The organism is Paenimyroides ceti (assembly GCF_030409925.1).
Genome location: NZ_JAUFQU010000034.1, coordinates 1 through 15,645 on the forward strand (window position 1 = coordinate 1; position 15,645 = coordinate 15,645).

Annotated in this window: 15 protein-coding genes and 1 pseudogene; 5 read left to right on the top strand and 11 right to left on the bottom strand. The window is 35.1% G+C overall.

Going from position 1 to position 15,645, the window contains the following annotated elements:
- Positions 1-295: 295 nt before the first annotated feature.
- The 4 genes from QW060_RS20555 to QW060_RS20570 all read right to left on the bottom strand — a co-directional run bounded on the left by QW060_RS20555 (position 296) and on the right by QW060_RS20570 (position 2,199).
- Entirely contained in the window at positions 296-823 is a 528-nt protein-coding gene (locus QW060_RS20555; protein WP_290364306.1) for a hypothetical protein, read from the bottom strand.
- Between the two features lie 227 nt (positions 824-1,050).
- Complete coding sequence (locus QW060_RS20560; RefSeq protein ID WP_290365055.1) at positions 1,051-1,482, bottom strand: helix-turn-helix domain-containing protein; 432 nt, start codon at positions 1,480-1,482, stop codon at positions 1,051-1,053.
- An 80-nt stretch (positions 1,483-1,562) separates the two neighbouring features.
- The gene (locus QW060_RS20565; RefSeq protein WP_290365056.1) at positions 1,563-1,931 is read right to left on the bottom strand and encodes a hypothetical protein; all 369 of its coding nucleotides are present in this window, start codon (positions 1,929-1,931) and stop codon (positions 1,563-1,565) included.
- 76 nt (positions 1,932-2,007) lie between these two features.
- Positions 2,008-2,199, bottom strand: a complete 192-nt coding sequence (locus tag QW060_RS20570) for a hypothetical protein (RefSeq protein ID WP_290364308.1) — start codon at positions 2,197-2,199, stop codon at positions 2,008-2,010.
- 121 nt (positions 2,200-2,320) lie between these two features.
- On the opposite strand from QW060_RS20570, the gene QW060_RS20575 reads away from it, so the two are divergent.
- The gene (locus QW060_RS20575) at positions 2,321-3,007 is read left to right on the top strand and encodes a hypothetical protein (RefSeq protein WP_290364309.1); all 687 of its coding nucleotides are present in this window, start codon (positions 2,321-2,323) and stop codon (positions 3,005-3,007) included.
- A gap of 59 nt (positions 3,008-3,066) precedes the next feature.
- Here QW060_RS20575 and QW060_RS20580 read toward each other — a convergent pair whose 3' ends face one another.
- The 4 genes from QW060_RS20580 to QW060_RS20595 all read right to left on the bottom strand — a co-directional run bounded on the left by QW060_RS20580 (position 3,067) and on the right by QW060_RS20595 (position 8,676).
- Complete coding sequence (locus QW060_RS20580; protein WP_290365057.1) at positions 3,067-7,338, bottom strand: CusA/CzcA family heavy metal efflux RND transporter; 4,272 nt, start codon at positions 7,336-7,338, stop codon at positions 3,067-3,069.
- A gap of 77 nt (positions 7,339-7,415) precedes the next feature.
- Positions 7,416-7,790, bottom strand: a complete 375-nt coding sequence (locus QW060_RS20585; protein WP_290362682.1) for a hypothetical protein — start codon at positions 7,788-7,790, stop codon at positions 7,416-7,418.
- Between the two features lie 108 nt (positions 7,791-7,898).
- Entirely contained in the window at positions 7,899-8,108 is a 210-nt protein-coding gene (locus tag QW060_RS20590) for a hypothetical protein (protein ID WP_290362681.1), read from the bottom strand.
- Between the two features lie 4 nt (positions 8,109-8,112).
- The gene (locus tag QW060_RS20595; RefSeq protein WP_290362680.1) at positions 8,113-8,676 is read right to left on the bottom strand and encodes a hypothetical protein; all 564 of its coding nucleotides are present in this window, start codon (positions 8,674-8,676) and stop codon (positions 8,113-8,115) included.
- 65 nt (positions 8,677-8,741) lie between these two features.
- Between QW060_RS20595 and QW060_RS20600 the strand changes: the two genes are divergently transcribed.
- Both QW060_RS20600 and QW060_RS20605 read left to right on the top strand, forming a co-directional pair.
- The gene (locus tag QW060_RS20600) at positions 8,742-9,821 is read left to right on the top strand and encodes a sensor histidine kinase (RefSeq protein WP_290362679.1); all 1,080 of its coding nucleotides are present in this window, start codon (positions 8,742-8,744) and stop codon (positions 9,819-9,821) included.
- Complete coding sequence (locus tag QW060_RS20605) at positions 9,818-10,546, top strand: LytR/AlgR family response regulator transcription factor (RefSeq protein ID WP_290362678.1); 729 nt, start codon at positions 9,818-9,820, stop codon at positions 10,544-10,546. The genes QW060_RS20600 and QW060_RS20605 overlap by 4 nt, the downstream gene beginning before the upstream one ends.
- Before the next feature lie 109 nt (positions 10,547-10,655).
- Here the strand turns inward: QW060_RS20605 and QW060_RS20610 are convergent, their stop codons facing one another.
- The 3 genes from QW060_RS20610 to QW060_RS20620 are packed head-to-tail and all read right to left on the bottom strand — an operon-like array spanning position 10,656 to position 12,572.
- The gene (locus QW060_RS20610; RefSeq protein WP_290362677.1) at positions 10,656-11,522 is read right to left on the bottom strand and encodes a helix-turn-helix domain-containing protein; all 867 of its coding nucleotides are present in this window, start codon (positions 11,520-11,522) and stop codon (positions 10,656-10,658) included.
- 46 nt (positions 11,523-11,568) lie between these two features.
- Positions 11,569-11,946, bottom strand: coding sequence for a hypothetical protein (locus tag QW060_RS20615; protein ID WP_290362676.1), 378 nt, complete (start codon positions 11,944-11,946; stop codon positions 11,569-11,571).
- Positions 11,946-12,572: an SCO family protein gene (locus QW060_RS20620; protein ID WP_290362675.1), complete on the bottom strand. Its 627-nt coding sequence runs from the start codon at positions 12,570-12,572 to the stop codon at positions 11,946-11,948. The genes QW060_RS20615 and QW060_RS20620 overlap by 1 nt, the downstream gene beginning before the upstream one ends.
- A 451-nt stretch (positions 12,573-13,023) precedes the next feature.
- Between QW060_RS20620 and QW060_RS20625 the strand changes: the two genes are divergently transcribed.
- Positions 13,024-14,172, top strand: coding sequence for a porin (locus tag QW060_RS20625; RefSeq protein ID WP_317623164.1), 1,149 nt, complete (start codon positions 13,024-13,026; stop codon positions 14,170-14,172).
- Between the two features lie 16 nt (positions 14,173-14,188).
- Positions 14,189-15,618, top strand: a pseudogene (locus QW060_RS20630) (anion permease).
- Positions 15,619-15,645: the final 27 nt, after the last annotated feature.

Here is a 15,645-nt window from a genome sequence, read left to right on the forward strand (position 1 = left end):
TATCTTATAAAAATCAAACTCTTTTAAACGTTATCAACCCAATTATAGAGGATATAACAGCTAATAAAAACCTATTGTACCAACTTGTGCGTTTTAAAGCAATGTAAAGATGTAAAAAACGGAAGGGAAAAAAGAGAGAAAAAAGTATGTTTTGATAACTTTTTATAATATGCGACCCAATCGTAGCAGCGTTTTTTTAAAAAGAAAAAAGAAGAAATAAAAAAAGTGCCTATTTTTACTTTTAAGCACTTACTTTTTTAGTCATTGAACCCAGAAAAGAAATAAGATATTTTGGTTATTGCGCAATTATGGTATAAAGAACCTCTGTAGTGTATACAGAAGTATTTTCAGAGCTGTTATAATAGTTGATATAAGCATCACCACCCGCCCCACTGTAATCAATTGTAAAATTTCTATCGGTTCCGCCTGTAGTACTTAAAATAATAGATTGTTCTTCAGAAGATAGCTTCCTGCTGATATAATTAGCATTTGGCAATGGCTTTGATCCTGCTGATGGAGTAACTGAAATCGTATTGGATGCTATATTTTGCTGAGTACCGCTAAGCTGAACATTACTTTTAACTTTTACCTGAAAACCGCTTGTACTGTATATGGTAAGATGGTCTGTCTGCTTACTTGTAACACCACCTGCATAATCTTCTTTTGTAACGTAGTTCAGATTCACTTCATTTTGTGATTTATTGACTACCAGTGTCTGTATAGGGTGTAATTTTACATTTAAAACAACGCCTCCTTTGCTTTGTGCATTTACTGCCATACAAAATCCTGCCAAAGCTCCTATTGTAAAGAATTTCCTTATCATACTGTATTTTTTTTAGTAGTTTTCAACTGTTTTTAATAGTTGTGAACTATAGTAAATGTAGGATATTTTCCTTAACAAGCGTTAGGTTTTTTAGTTTTTTTTAAGATAAAAAACAGAGTCGTTTATGGTTATAAAACAGCCAGATAGGCCAGAAAAAATTATTTCTGACACATTTATTTTCTAAAAGAGGGCTTCGTCAGGATAAAAATCTTCTTAGAAATGGTTTTTTAAGGATTTTTCTTTTTCATTTCTTCGGAATGCTCCAACCTTATTTCTTTGGGTTTTTTACCCGTATGTTTTTTTATAAAGGAACTGAAATTACCTTCATCTGTAAAGCCCAACTCATAGGTTATTTCTGCAATGGTAAGATGTGTATAGCGCAAAATGCGAATACTCTCATTGATTACCTTTTCACTGATCATCTGTTTGGCAGACTTCCCCAATAATTCCTCCGCCATGAGGCTCAGCCTTCTGGGCGGCACATTTAATTGTTTTGCATAGAAACCAACCGTTCGTTCCGTCTTATAGTGTTGTTGCAGTAACACGCGAAACCTATTGACTATTTCAATATAAGTGTACTTATTGGTCTCTATTCTGTGTGTAGATTCGAGAATAAGCAAACCGTCTAAAATGATACTCTCTATAGAATTATGTGCCACAGATATATACAATCCGTGATCTTTCTCTTTATAGAATGTTAAACGTTCTACAATAAACTGTTTTATCTGTTCTCGGGACCTTATAGATTGAAGAATAAAAACATTGGAATCTGAAGTAAAAAATAATTCTGAATTAAGAAAAAACTGTCATTGGCTGATTTTTCATAAAAAGTGGAAGAAAATGTAAATCCGACCGTTTTTTCTTTATGTGCAAATTTTCCAAAACAAATATTTTTTCCGGGACCGATAAATACAAAGCTATTGGCTTCAATCGAATATTCAATACCTTCTACAACAAATACAGAAGAATTTGGAAACCAAAAGATATTAAAATAATCAAGTGTATTAAAATAGGTATTACCCTGATTTCTCGTAATTAAGTTTTTTATATAGTTTATACTGAAGCCATCTTCTTTTAATTGCTCGGTAATCTGATAAATAGTGTCCATGTGTAATTGATTTATAAAATAAATTTTCCTCATCAATCTTTTTCATCTTATCCATAAAGCAAAAGGCCTTTTACTTTTATTTACTTTTCTTTTTATAACTTCTAATAAGTCTTTCCCTGCTTCTGATGATTTCTATCAATGCTTCCATAGCTATCTTATCATTTCTACGGATTCTCATCTTAGCTGAGTCTGCAGTTGTATTTAGCATTTCTGAAAGCGTGATGTAATCACCATATCGAATTTTGTTCTTTATTTGTTCTAATTTCATAACAAACTTATGTGATTTATTATACCTTTGTTTCACGTGATATAACAAATATCGAAACATAATTCGAAAAAACAAATTTAATTCGAATGATTTTTCGAAAAACAGAATAAATAATTTATTTATGAATTACATAAATCAGAAAATCAATGCTATTGCCTTAAAAGAATTTAAAGGAAATAATTCGAAATTCGCTGAGTTTATGGACACGAGTGAAGCTAACATCCGAAATTACAGAAGCAAAACACTTCCTAAACTTGACTTTATTGTAAAGCTTCACACGAAACTCGAAATAAGTTACGATTGGCTGTTTTCAGGTTTATATGAGAACGATGATAAAACATATCTTCTTACAGATGATATTCCTATAGAATATAAAAAGAGTCCTCTTGTTCCTCTTTATGATACTATTCATAAGACCGGAGAAAGTAAAAAAGTCACCTCACAAGATGAGCATTTTAAAAATATTTCTCCTGTAGCCTTTATTAATACAGGAGACTGGTTTCCTGCTGCGACCGCTACATTCAAATATTATGGCAATCACATGAAAGAATATCCCAACGGATGTGTACTTGCCCTAAAAGAAATTGATGACTCCAAAGCGATAGTGTGGGGTCACAACTACGCTGTTCTCACGGTTGATGGTTTCTTCATCAAACGCATACAAAAAGCTGATGAAGCTAATACAATAGTTGCTTATAGTTCAAATGAAGACCGTTCAGCAGATGGTAATCTGATTTATGAACCTATAAAAATTCCAACAGACAGGATTCTGCGCTATTATGAAGTTTTAGGATATGTAGTAAAGTAACTGGAGATTTGTTATAATTTAAAAAGCGGAAGAAAACATGAAAAATTTTCTTCCGCTTTTTAATTGAGTTCTGGTTCCATAAGCCTGAGTTCTTTCGGATTGCTGCCGGTATGTGTTTTGAAAAAGGCACTAAAATTTCCCTCATCCTTAAAACCCAACTCATACATGACTTCAGTAATGGTAAGGGGGGTATGTTTCAGCATGAGTAATCCTTCTTTTAAAACCTTATCAATGATCACCTGTTTGGCACTCATACCCAGTATTTCTTCTGACATCTCAGACAATCTCCTGGGAGTAATATGGAGTAAATCAGCATAAAAGGAAACTCTGCGGTCTATCTTATAATTTTTCTGAAGCAATACTTTAAATTGGTTGACTATCTTAAGACTGGAATAATCTCTGCGTCCTATTCCGTTTTTCGTCTGAAGATCAAGAAGACCATCTAAAAGAAGTGACTCAATACAGTTATGAGCAACAGCCAGATAAAGGTCATTCGCTTTAATTTTATACATAGCAAGCCTTTCTACGATGAGACTTTTAAAATCTTCTGCGCTGCCAATAGCTTTTGTTACGTATATTTCATCTTCATACCCAAAGAACAATTCTGAATTGAGAATAAAAGTATCCTTTGCAGATTTCTCATAAAAGGATGCTGAAAAGGTAACCACAACTTTTTCCAGCTGTAGTTCTGCAGAAGCTTTCTCCATAAGATTGGAAGCTCCTTTTTCAAACCGCAATAACGCTTTTTCTGCAAATGCAGTATATAACCGGTGGTTCTTAGTCAGCAAAATCTCTCTTTCTCTGAGTACCAGTAAGTGGTAAAAGTTTTCTGTCACGACTTTCTTTACTTCACGTTCCGTAAGCTGTTGTGAGAGTTTACTGGCATTCCAGTATTCGTACAATACTTTTTTACGGCTGGAATAAACTGTAGGAAAACTAAAAGACTGTGAAACGCCGATTTTTTGATCCGTTCCGTCATAATTTACCTGTCCGAATTCTCCTGTAATATTGATGGCTGGAAGTTCTAAATAGGTTTGCTGCTGTTTTTGGTGATAGAGCGCTATCAGATTTTTATCCTTTACTTCATAATTATTCTTCAGAGCTGTATCAATTGCTTCTTCAAGAGTAATGTTTTGGGAGTAAACAGGCATTGCTGCAAACATGAATAAAAAAAGGACTGTAGTTATTTTTGTTTTTTTGAATTTCATCATAGGTTTTTGGATTTTCTCAAAGATGATATAGAGTACCGGAAGTACAAATAGCGTTAGAAAAGTAGCCAGCAAAAGTCCACCAATCACAACAGTAGCAAGCGGTCTTTGTACCTCTGCACCAGAACCGGTACTGATCGCCATCGGCAGAAAACCAAGAGAGGCAACAAATGCAGTCATTAATACCGGTCTCAAACGTATTCTCGTTCCGAGAAGAACAATTCTTGTTGTATTGTTAATTCCGTTTTGTTTGAGTCTGTTAAATTCCGATATTAATACAATACCATTGAGTACAGCCACTCCAAACAGAGCAATAAACCCTATACCCGCACTGATACTAAACGGCATACCTCTTAAAGCAAGTAAATAGACACCTCCGATAGCAGATAATGGAATGGCGGTATAAATCAGTAAACTGTGCTTTACGGAGCGGAAAGCAAAAAACAGCAGTAAAAAGATAAGTGCCATAGAAACGGGTACAGCGATCATCAACCGGTCTTTTGCCTTATTGAGATTTTCAAATGCACCGCCATAGGTCGTATAATAGCCCGCAGGCAGCTTCATTTGCAAGTCTGCCTTTTGGCGAAGTTCTTCTACCAAACTCTGTACATCACGGTTTCTGACATTAAAACCTACAACAATTCTTCTCTTAGCATCTTCCCGTTGAATCTGATTAGGACCATTTTTAAAATCTACCGTTGCCAATTGATACAGAGGTATTTGTGTACCATCAGAAACAGGAATGAGAAGATTTCTGATATCATCAAGATTTTTTCTCTGTGTCTGGTCTAATCGTACCACCAAATCAAAACGCTTTTCTTCTTCAAATACCCTTCCCGTACTCTGCCCTGCAAATGCCATATTTACGATATGGTTTACATCGTTTATTGTAAGACGATAACGGGCAATCATCTCGCGATTGTACTCAATAACCACCTGTGGCATTCCTGTAACAGGCTCTATATAAAGATCCTCTGCACCTTTGACAGTATGGATAATTTCTCCTAATTTTTGAGCCTGATGCGCTAAAGTATCTAAGTTTTCACCGAAAATTTTTACAACCACATCCTGACGTGCTCCTGTCATCAATTCATTAAAACGCATCTGCACCGGAAACTGAAAACCTGTTGTCATCCCAGGAATAACTTTGAGTGCTGTACTCATTTTTTCCGCTAATTCCGGAAATGTTTTAGCGGATGTCCATTCTTTTTTGGGTTTTAAAACAATGATCATATCTCCAGCATCCATTGGCATTGGCTCTGTAGGTATTTCACCGCTTCCTATTTTTGTGACTACTTTTTCTACCTCCGGAAATTGTGTTTTCAGTATATGAGCTGCCTGGTCCATATAGGCAATTGTTGTGGTCAGATTGCTTCCGGACAGAATTCTCGTTTCTACCGCGAAATCTCCTTCCTCTAAAGAAGGAATAAACTCACCACCGAGATTGCCCAGGGTGATCACAGCCCCTGCGAAAAGTGTAATAACAAGGCCAATTACCAGTTTAGGATAACGCAATACTTTGATTAATGCTCTCTGGTGTTTGTTTTCAACAACAGTCATGGCTTTGTCAGACAGATTGGGTTTTTGCTTTTTCTTTTTGCTCAATACTAAAGCACTCATCATAGGAATATAAGTCAAAGAAAGTATAAAAGCTCCGATGAGAGCAAAAGCAACGGTTTGTGCCATTGGTTTAAACATTTTACCTTCGATACCTTCCAGAGTAAAAATCGGCAGATATACAATAAGAATAATGATTTGTCCGAATACAGCACTGTTGACCATTTTCGTTGCCGAAGAAGCTACCTGACCGTCCATTTCTTTTTGAGAAATGCCATTTTGTAAACCAATTTTTTTATGATGATAGAGTTGATGCATGACCGCCTCTACAATGATGACCGCTCCGTCAACAATAAGACCGAAATCCAAAGCACCCAAGCTCATCAGGTTGCCTCCTACTCCAAAAATATTCATCATAATGATGGCAAATAACATGGATAGAGGAATGACAGATGCAACCAGAAAACCCGCTCTGAAATTGCCCAAAAAAACAACAAGAATGAATACGACAATCAAGGCACCTTCCAACAAGTTTGTTTTAATGGTATCGATTGTATTGTTTACCATTTTTGTCCTGTCTAAAAAAGGCTCAATAACGACACCTTCCGGAAGGGTTTTCTGTATGACTTCGATGCGTTCTTTAACATTCTTTATTACTTCGTTGCTATTCGCTCCTTTGAGCATCATTACAATAGCTCCGGAAACTTCACCTTCATCATTATAGGTCATGGCTCCATAGCGTATTGCATGACCTATATTGATTTCAGCAACATCTTTCAGAAATACCGGAATGCCTGATGTACCGTGGGTCACTGAAATATTTTCAATATCCTCAACGTTTCCGATCAAGCCTTCACTACGGATAAAAAGTACGGTTTCCGCTTTCTCAATATAAGCTCCTCCGGTATTTTGGTTGTTGTTTTCCAAAGCAGAAAAGACATCATTAATGGTGAGGTTAAAAGATTGCAATTTATGTGGGTTTACTGCAATTTCATATTGTTTGAGTTTGCCTCCAAAACTGCTTACATCAGCAACCCCTTTAACCCCTAATAACTGCCTGCGTACTACCCAATCCTGTATGGTTCTGAGTTCCGTTTCATCATACTGATCTTCGTACCCTTTTTCTGCTCTTACTACATACTGGTATATTTCGCCCAATCCGGTAGAAATGGGCCCGAGTTCAGGAGTTCCGATACTTTGAGGAATTTCTGACTGAATTTTTTGTAAACGTTCGGCAACCTGCTGACGGGCCCAGTAAATATCGGTTTCATCATTGAATACAATAGTTACTAATGACAGCCCGAATCTGGAAAAGCTGCGGATTTCTTCAATACCACTGATATTACTGTTTGCCTGTTCGATCGGAAAAGTTACCAATCGTTCTATATCAACAGCTCCAAACGATGGAGCTACAGTAATTATCTGTACCTGATTATTGGTTATATCGGGTTGGGCATCAATAGGAAGTTTTGTGGTTTCATATACGCCCAGCAGAATAAGCGCAAAAGTAAATAGCGCAATGATGAGTTTGTTCTTTATAGAAAACTCAATGATTTTATTAAGCATAAATTTTTACTGTTAATCAAATAAATAACTGAGCCATTCCCTTAGGAAACAGCTTTAATAAACGTATCTAAATTGAATTAACAGAATTTTGGCGGCTGCCAGATAGCAGATAAATACGAAGATTGAACATTGGGCTCATAGTGAAAAAAGATTTCTCTGCCCTGAATGAGTTCATTCTTTATTACAAAGTGATAAGGATCATTAAAATAAACCACGATAGTAGCCATGTCTGACGGAGTCATAAACGGTAACTTTCTATCGGTTTCATAATCTCCGTCCGGTTCATGATGATCATAGTGCAATACTAAAAAATGCCACAAAGATAAATCATGATCTTTCTCGGTATGTTCTATAAAATGCTCTACCAAAATAGGCAACCGCAACACCTGTGAAAGCTGGGTTGTAGATACCAGATAGGAAATCAAAAAGAAAATGGTGAGCATTTTTTTCATCACAGCAAATGTACTAATAATCTGCAGAAGAACAAAAATCGAGGGTTAGGCCGAATGGTTTTCTATAAACCTAAGTGATAAAAATATTTATGCCGAACACATAAATAATCAGGTCAATTCAGCACATTCATATCCTAACGCTGTAATACACTCAACAATAATTTGCGGATGTACAACAGTCCCGTCGATTCGAAGTATATTGTCGCAATCTTCGAGATCAAAATTAATTTTATAGTCGGGAAAGCGTTTCAATAACTGTGACATAACAAAATATGCTTCTTTAATATTTTGAATGTTCGTTTTAAAAACCTCAATCATACTTTTAATTTAGTTCGTGAATAATAGATGGAAAGAAATGAAAGATGAAAATTTTGTTATAAAAATCGGTCAGTTGCTTTGCAGCTGTAAATTCGAAGATTTCTTCATCATTAATATCATTTTGTTCTTTTACAAAAACAAACCAGAGTTCTTCAATACCTGATTCTTTTTTAAAATCTTCGAGTGCAGCGGATTCATACAAAAAGGAATGAGCTTCTGCTTTGCTTATTTCTTTATAATCAAAAAATACAATTCCTTTTCTGACTCCCAGATCAGACACAATATTGATCTTATGATTCAGACAGTCGATAATCGTAAGTGAAGGCTTATAGCATTCTATAAAATGACGTAGATCTACTACCTGAATTATTTTTTCTTCATGCTCGTTTTCCGGCAGACAAAATGTGTCAATTTCATCTGCCCATTTTTGAAATTCCTCTAAATACATATCTGCTATTTTTATACAAATGAAGAACAATGAGGCAATGGTTCTTTTTTTATTATACGAAACGGTATATATTTTATACGAAAGTTTATTTTTACATACTTGGTATAAAAAAAAGCACATCTTGTATAATTTATAGATACTTATCTTCTCTAACGTTTACTTTTGTAAAGAATAAATAAAATAAAATGGATTGTAATGCACATGATATAAAGAACAGACAGGTGGTCAATTTGCTGATTGAAGACCGTTACCGTATCTTCAGGCACCTGATCATGCTTATCGGTTTTATGATCATTCTTTTTAATACTAAAGGACGGGAGGAATATGCAGGCATGTATGAGTTTTACAGTTTGCTCATTACGTATGTTCTGTTTGTCTTTATGTTCTATATCAATATGTATGTATTGGTACCTGCTTTTTTCTTTAGAGCCAAGTATATCCAATATATAGTATTACTCATGATCATGGTTGGAGCCGGAATTTATTTTGTTTCAGAGATTATGATTGTGTATTTTGAACCGCACCGTATCATTGAAAAACATATAGAAATCAGCCAGACCCGTGTGATTATTTCAGCTACTATTTTTCTTACACCTTTTATTATGGTTACCACAACCTTAAAACTGATTCAACGCTGGGTAAAAGATAATGAACGCCTTAATGAGTTAAAAAACCTTACCCTGAGTATGGAATTAAATGAACTGAAAAACCAGATCAATCCTCATTTTCTTTTCAATATGCTCAATAGTGTTAATGTACTTACAAAGGCAAATCCTGATAAAGCCTCTTTGGTAATCTTAAAATTATCGGAGTTTTTAAGGTACCAGCTTTATGAAAATAATGAAGAAAAAACAGCATTGATTTCTGAGATAAATTTTTTATCAAATTTTCTTAATCTTGAAAAAATAAGAAGAGATAATTTCATCTTTACCATCAATACTCAAACCGCATCAGAAGATTATAAAAAGGTATTTATACCGCCTAATTTATTCACTAATTTTATTGAGAATGCCGTGAAACACAGTGTAGATATCAGTGATCAGGTTGCTTTTATAAAAATAGATCTGGAAATTAAAGATAAAATACTGTATTTTGTATGTACCAATTCTAAAAGTGCTGAAGACATTACATCCAATGATAAAAACAGCGGTCTCGGATTAGTCAACGTAAGAAGAAGACTCGATTTATTATATGGTGAAGCATACAATCTAACCCTGACAGAAAAGAAAAACAGCTATACCGTAAACTTAAATTTTCCGATATGAATTGTATTATAGTAGATGATGAGCCACTCGCAAGAGAAGGAATGCGTTCCCTTATAAAGGAAGTGTCTGATCTGAAAATTACAGGAGAATTTTCGAATGCGGTAACAGCTGCAGAATTTTTAAAAACCCATCAGGTAGATCTGATTTTTTTAGACATTCAGATGCCGAAAGTAACGGGACTGGAGTTTGCAGAACAGCTGCCGAAAGACACATTGATCATTTTTACTACCGCTTATTCACAATATGCATTGAAAAGTTATGAACTTGATGCTATTGGCTATTTATTAAAACCGATTGACAAGCATCGGCTTGAAAAAGCAATCGCTAAAGCTGTTGCCTATAAAGGATTACTTTCCAAAGATTCCCCAAAAAACACATTTGAAGGAAGTACAGAAGATTTTTTATTTATTAAATCAGAACGACGCTATTACAAAGTATATTTTAAAGAAATCCTGTTTATTGAAGGCCTTAAAGATTATGTGGTGATTTATACGCAGACACAAAAACTGATCACCGCTATGAATCTTAAAACTGCCCACCAAAAGATTGCTTCAGAGGTATTTATTCGCGTGAGCAAATCGTATGTGGTTAATATAGATTTTATTGAATCCTTTGACAATCATACCCTGTATGTTGGAGAACATGAAATTCCGTTGGGAGAAGTATATAAGAAAGATTTTTTTAAGAAGTATTCAGGAGGTTTTATGACGCCTGAAGAATCATAATCCATACATAATAGAAAAAAGGTTTATCGGAATTTTAAAAAGCGGACTTTTAAAAGTCCGCTTTTTATGGAAAATACTACTGCACGTTTTTTATAAGCATTTTAAAAAGTTAATGCAATGATCCTTTACGAAACTCTTCTGGTGTCTTACCCGTATGTTTTTTAAAAAAAGTTATAAAATAGGAAACATGTTCAAATCCTAATTTTCCGGCTATTTCACTTATGGCGTCATTTGTATAATGCAGCATACGCTGTGCTTCAATAATTACCTGCTTACGGATAAGATCACCTGCTGTCTGCCCCGTAATTTTTTTACATATTTTATTCAGATAGTTCGTACTGATAAAAAGCATTTTTGCATACTCTGAAGGTAATTTATGCATATTGAAATATTTTTCTGTCAATTTCTGAAAATGCAATACCTTTTCATGTGCAGGCGTGTGAAATCCTCTTACTTTTGAAGGCTTATGTAAACGGTCGAGCTCTATCAATATAATATTGAGATAAGATCGAATCGCTTTTTCAGATTGTTTTTTCTGTAATTCAAATTCATTCCATATCAGATACAATAGGGTGTTCCAGTAAGCCATTTGTTTCCCATCCAGAAAAACATTTTTTTGTACCGAAGTCTCTAAAAATGAAAAATGATACAATACATTATTATTGTAACGCAAGGAAAAAAAATCTTCTGTAAAACAGATGAGTTTTCCCACCGCTCCTTTGTGGAGCTTTATACTATTGATGCAATGTGGCTTAATAATGATGATTTGGGCATGATCCGCAATGAAATTGGTTCCGTCAATGTTTACGGTTCCCTCCGCTTTTTCTATAAAAAGTAAGCTATAAAAAAGATTTTCATGATGCTGTTCCAGCACAGGATACCGCTCGGTTATGGCCGCTATACTCCCTAACCAAAAGTGGTTGGCTTTATCATCAAATAAGTCTATATTGCAAACAGGTACAGTGACAGTTTGCATTTTTTATTTGTTTTTGTTTTAATAAATTGTTTTAACGATAGTCCTGTTAAACAATTTCAGGAGGTTGAAAAACGCCTGATAAAACATATAAAATCAGTGCTTCAGACTGATATACCGGATAACTCTTTTCAGGAAAAGGAATAAAAGAATGATACGGAGCCTCGTAAATAAATGTAAGATGAAATAACGGTTGTATTTCCGGTGTTTTTATAGTTGGAATCTGTCCTTCTTTGTCCTGATCTTTTTTTAGCTCCGCAGACAGGTAACATTTCCCATTACATACCGGAATTGCATCAAATCTGTTGATACAGATGTTTTTAGCAATATATTCCTGATTGATATAAAATGAAGTGATGATCCAAAAACTGGAAGTACTTTGGTAGAGAAAAGAGAGCAGAAAAAGAAAAACAAATGCTTTTTTCATCAAACGGATTTTTCTTCAAGTAAAATTACAATATCTTTTATCAATCTATCGACATCTTTTGAATTTGTACCGTCATATACACCACGGATGTGTCTGTTTTTATCTACGAGAATAAATCCGGCACTGTGTGCATAGCCTCCGGGAGCAGACACATCTGCATAAGCCTGAGTAAAATATCCCTTCTCTGCTATTTGCAAAATTTCCTGTTGTGTACCGCGTAAAAAATGCCATTTATTACCGTCAACATCCAAGTTTTGTGCATAGCTTTTCAAAACCGGTATCTGATCGTTTTCAGGATCTACCGTATGAGAGACAAATACAACAGAAGCATTATCTTTAAAGACATCATATACTCTTTTCATTTCGTGATTCATCACAGGACAAATTGTGGGACAACTCAAAAAAATAAAATCAGCGATATAAATTTTATCTTCAAACGTTTTATTCGTAATCACAATACTATCCTGATTTCTGAATTTAAAATCGGGAATGGTAAAGTATTTTTTTATCTGCATTTTCCCGTTTACAACTCCTTCAGTATGATTCCCTAAATATGGGAGTTGATCTGTCTTATTCTGACATGAAAACAGTATGAATACTCCAAAAAGAATCAAAATTCTCCGCATCTGATTTTATAAAATATAAGATTACAAAAATACCGGATTTTTTTAGAAATATGCTTTTTAAAACAATAAGAAAGCAGTTTTAAAAGTAGAAAATTAACAATATTTATTTTATAGATAAACTATACATATAATAAACAAATCATTTATTTCATATATTAAAATAATATAAATTAACTTAAAATAATATTAAAATAGTACATTTTTTATTTTTTTTATTCAGATTTAACTTCCTACTTTTACTGAACAATCAACAAAAAAGTTGATACTAAAGGTGGCGAATGATTCCCTTATTTTAATGTTGTGATTCATTTTGATGCGTTAACAAACAAACCAATGCAGATTGGAGATGGGGTTCAATAAATAGTAATAAGTAAGTAAAGTATTCTATGAAATCTGATACCGCTTATTTGATGCATAATAGTTTATTCGTTTATATCGTAAATATTTCTATATGAAAAAATCTCTACTTCGCCAGCCTTTTCCTTATTTCTTTGTTTTATTGATGGGTTTTGGAATGCATGCACAGGTCCCGGATAGTACTCAGGGTGAAATATTGGAAAGCTATCCAAAATTTCAGTTTAAGGGACTCTTTCAGGGACGCTATACTGCCAGTCTTAAAGAGCATGTAGATGTTGAGGGTGTTCATCATACAGATGAAACGGCTACTAATAACAGCTTTTCTTTAAAATATATGCGTGTACAGGTAAAAGGTCAGATCAGCAGAAGAGTTGAAGTAGTCGCACTTGCCAATTTTGCCGATTTTAAAAACGATCCCAAAACCCGCGTTTTGGAAAATGCGTATCTCAGATATTCCTTTAATCAAAAAGTAGCCATTACAGTAGGACAATTTCGTCCCTGGTTTGGTATTGAAGAAACCTATCCTGTAGATATTATTAAATCTCTTGAATGGTCTAATCAATATACTGAATTTGGAAAAAATGGATGGACAAGCTTTCAGATCGGTGCATCTGTTGGAGGTACTCTGCCTCTTGGAAAAGTTCCCATGCAATATGCTGTTTCTGTAGTAAACGGAAACGGAAAAAATCAGGTATCCGATAAGGACAATGGCAAACAATTTCTGACAAGACTTGTATTTGATGTATCAAAGAAATATGGGTTGAATATCGGAATCAACGGAGGTGCCGGTAAGGTTTTTAAAAAAGGCGTATATGCTTTGGGAGTTGATCTAGCCACAGATATTGAATTGGCTCCAAAATGGAATCTGGATATTCAGATAGAAGCCAAACAGGCAGTAAATCATAACCTGTATTTTGGAATCGAAGAAACAGACCGTTTGCCAGATATTAATGAATATCAAATGCGCGGAGTATATTTTTTACCTAATATGCGATATGAAATCGATTATAAAAACCTCAAAGCAATTGAATTTTCCTGCAGATATGAATATCTCGATACAGATTTCAGACAAAATTCCAATCCGAGACAATCCCTGATTCCTATGATCAGTTTGGAATTTTTAAAAAACTATGGTGCCAGAATACAGATGGGAATGCAGATAGACTATTACAAACATCAGATCGAAAATACAAACAAATATAATGGTAACCTGTTTATTTTACAGGTTCAGAGCCGACTATAAACTAAAAATTCTAATTATGAAAGAAGTAAACATCAAGAAGATGGCAATTACTTTTGCTTTTGCATTAATCATCTGGTTTATACCGGTTCCGCAAGGTGTAACAGATAATGCCTGGCATTTATTTGCCATTTTCGCAGCCACTATTCTGGGTATTATTCTCAAAGCAGCACCTATGGGTACTATGTGTATGCTTGCTATTGGCTTCACTGCCCTGACACAGGTTCTGGCACCGGGTAATGCGGCGCTGTCCGTTACTAAATCGCTAAGTGGCTTTGGTGACAAAGTGATCTGGCTTATTGGGATCTCCTTTTTTATTGCCAGAGGTTTTATCAAGACAGGTCTGGGCAACAGAATTGCTTTTATGTTTATAAGAATATTCGGTAAGAGTTCTTTAGGACTGGCATACGGACTTGGTCTTGCAGATGTATGTCTTGCTCCTGCTATTCCGAGCAATACAGCACGCGGTGGCGGTATTATTTATCCTATTATGAAATCCATGGCCATCAGCTTCGGTTCTATGCCTGAAGATATTTCTACCCATAAAAAAATTGGTTCTTATCTGACGCTTAACAGTTATTATATGAATCTGATTGCTTCTTCCATGTTCCTTACCGGAACAGCAAGTAACCCTATGTGTCAGAAATTTGCGGCCGATCTGGGGATTAATATTACGTGGATGTCATGGGCAGCAGCAGGATTTGTACCCGGTCTGGTAGCTTTTTTTACTGTACCACTCGTATTGTACAGACTGTATCCGCCGGAGTTAAAAAAACAGGAGATGCACCAAAAATGGCAGCACAGAAACTGAAAGAAATGGGAGCGATAAAAAAAGAAGAATGGCTGATGCTTTTGGCCTTTTTTATCCTTTTAGCCTTATGGATTTTCGGAGGTTCTCTGTCTATCGACGCAACAACAACTGCATTTATCGGACTTACCCTTTTATTACTGACTTCTGTACTCACCTGGGAAGATATAAAATCTGAAAAAGGAGCCTGGGATACTATTGTATGGTTTGCGGTACTGGTAATGATGGCAAGCTCTTTAAATGAGCTCGGTTTTATAGGCTGGTTTAGTGATTTGATAAAAGTACAGATTGGTGGACTCAACTGGATGGTTGCTTTTCCGGTCATCATTCTGGTCTACTTTTACAGCCATTATATTTTTGCGAGTGCTACTGCTCATGTGGCGGCAATGTATGCAGCAATGCTGGGCGTAGGAGTTTCTTTAGGAATACCCGGCATGTTACTTGCTATGATGCTTGGTTTTATAGGTTCTATTTATGGAGTGCTTACCCATTACGGACACGGTCCCGCACCTGTATATTTTGGTAGCGGCTACGTAGATCTGAAATCTTGGTGGACAAAAGGCTTCGAAATTGGTATTCTGCTGTTGCTCATCTATATGGGTATCGGAGGTTTATGGATGAAAATAATCGGATATTATTAAACTGTTGCTTATGTTACGACCCTTACA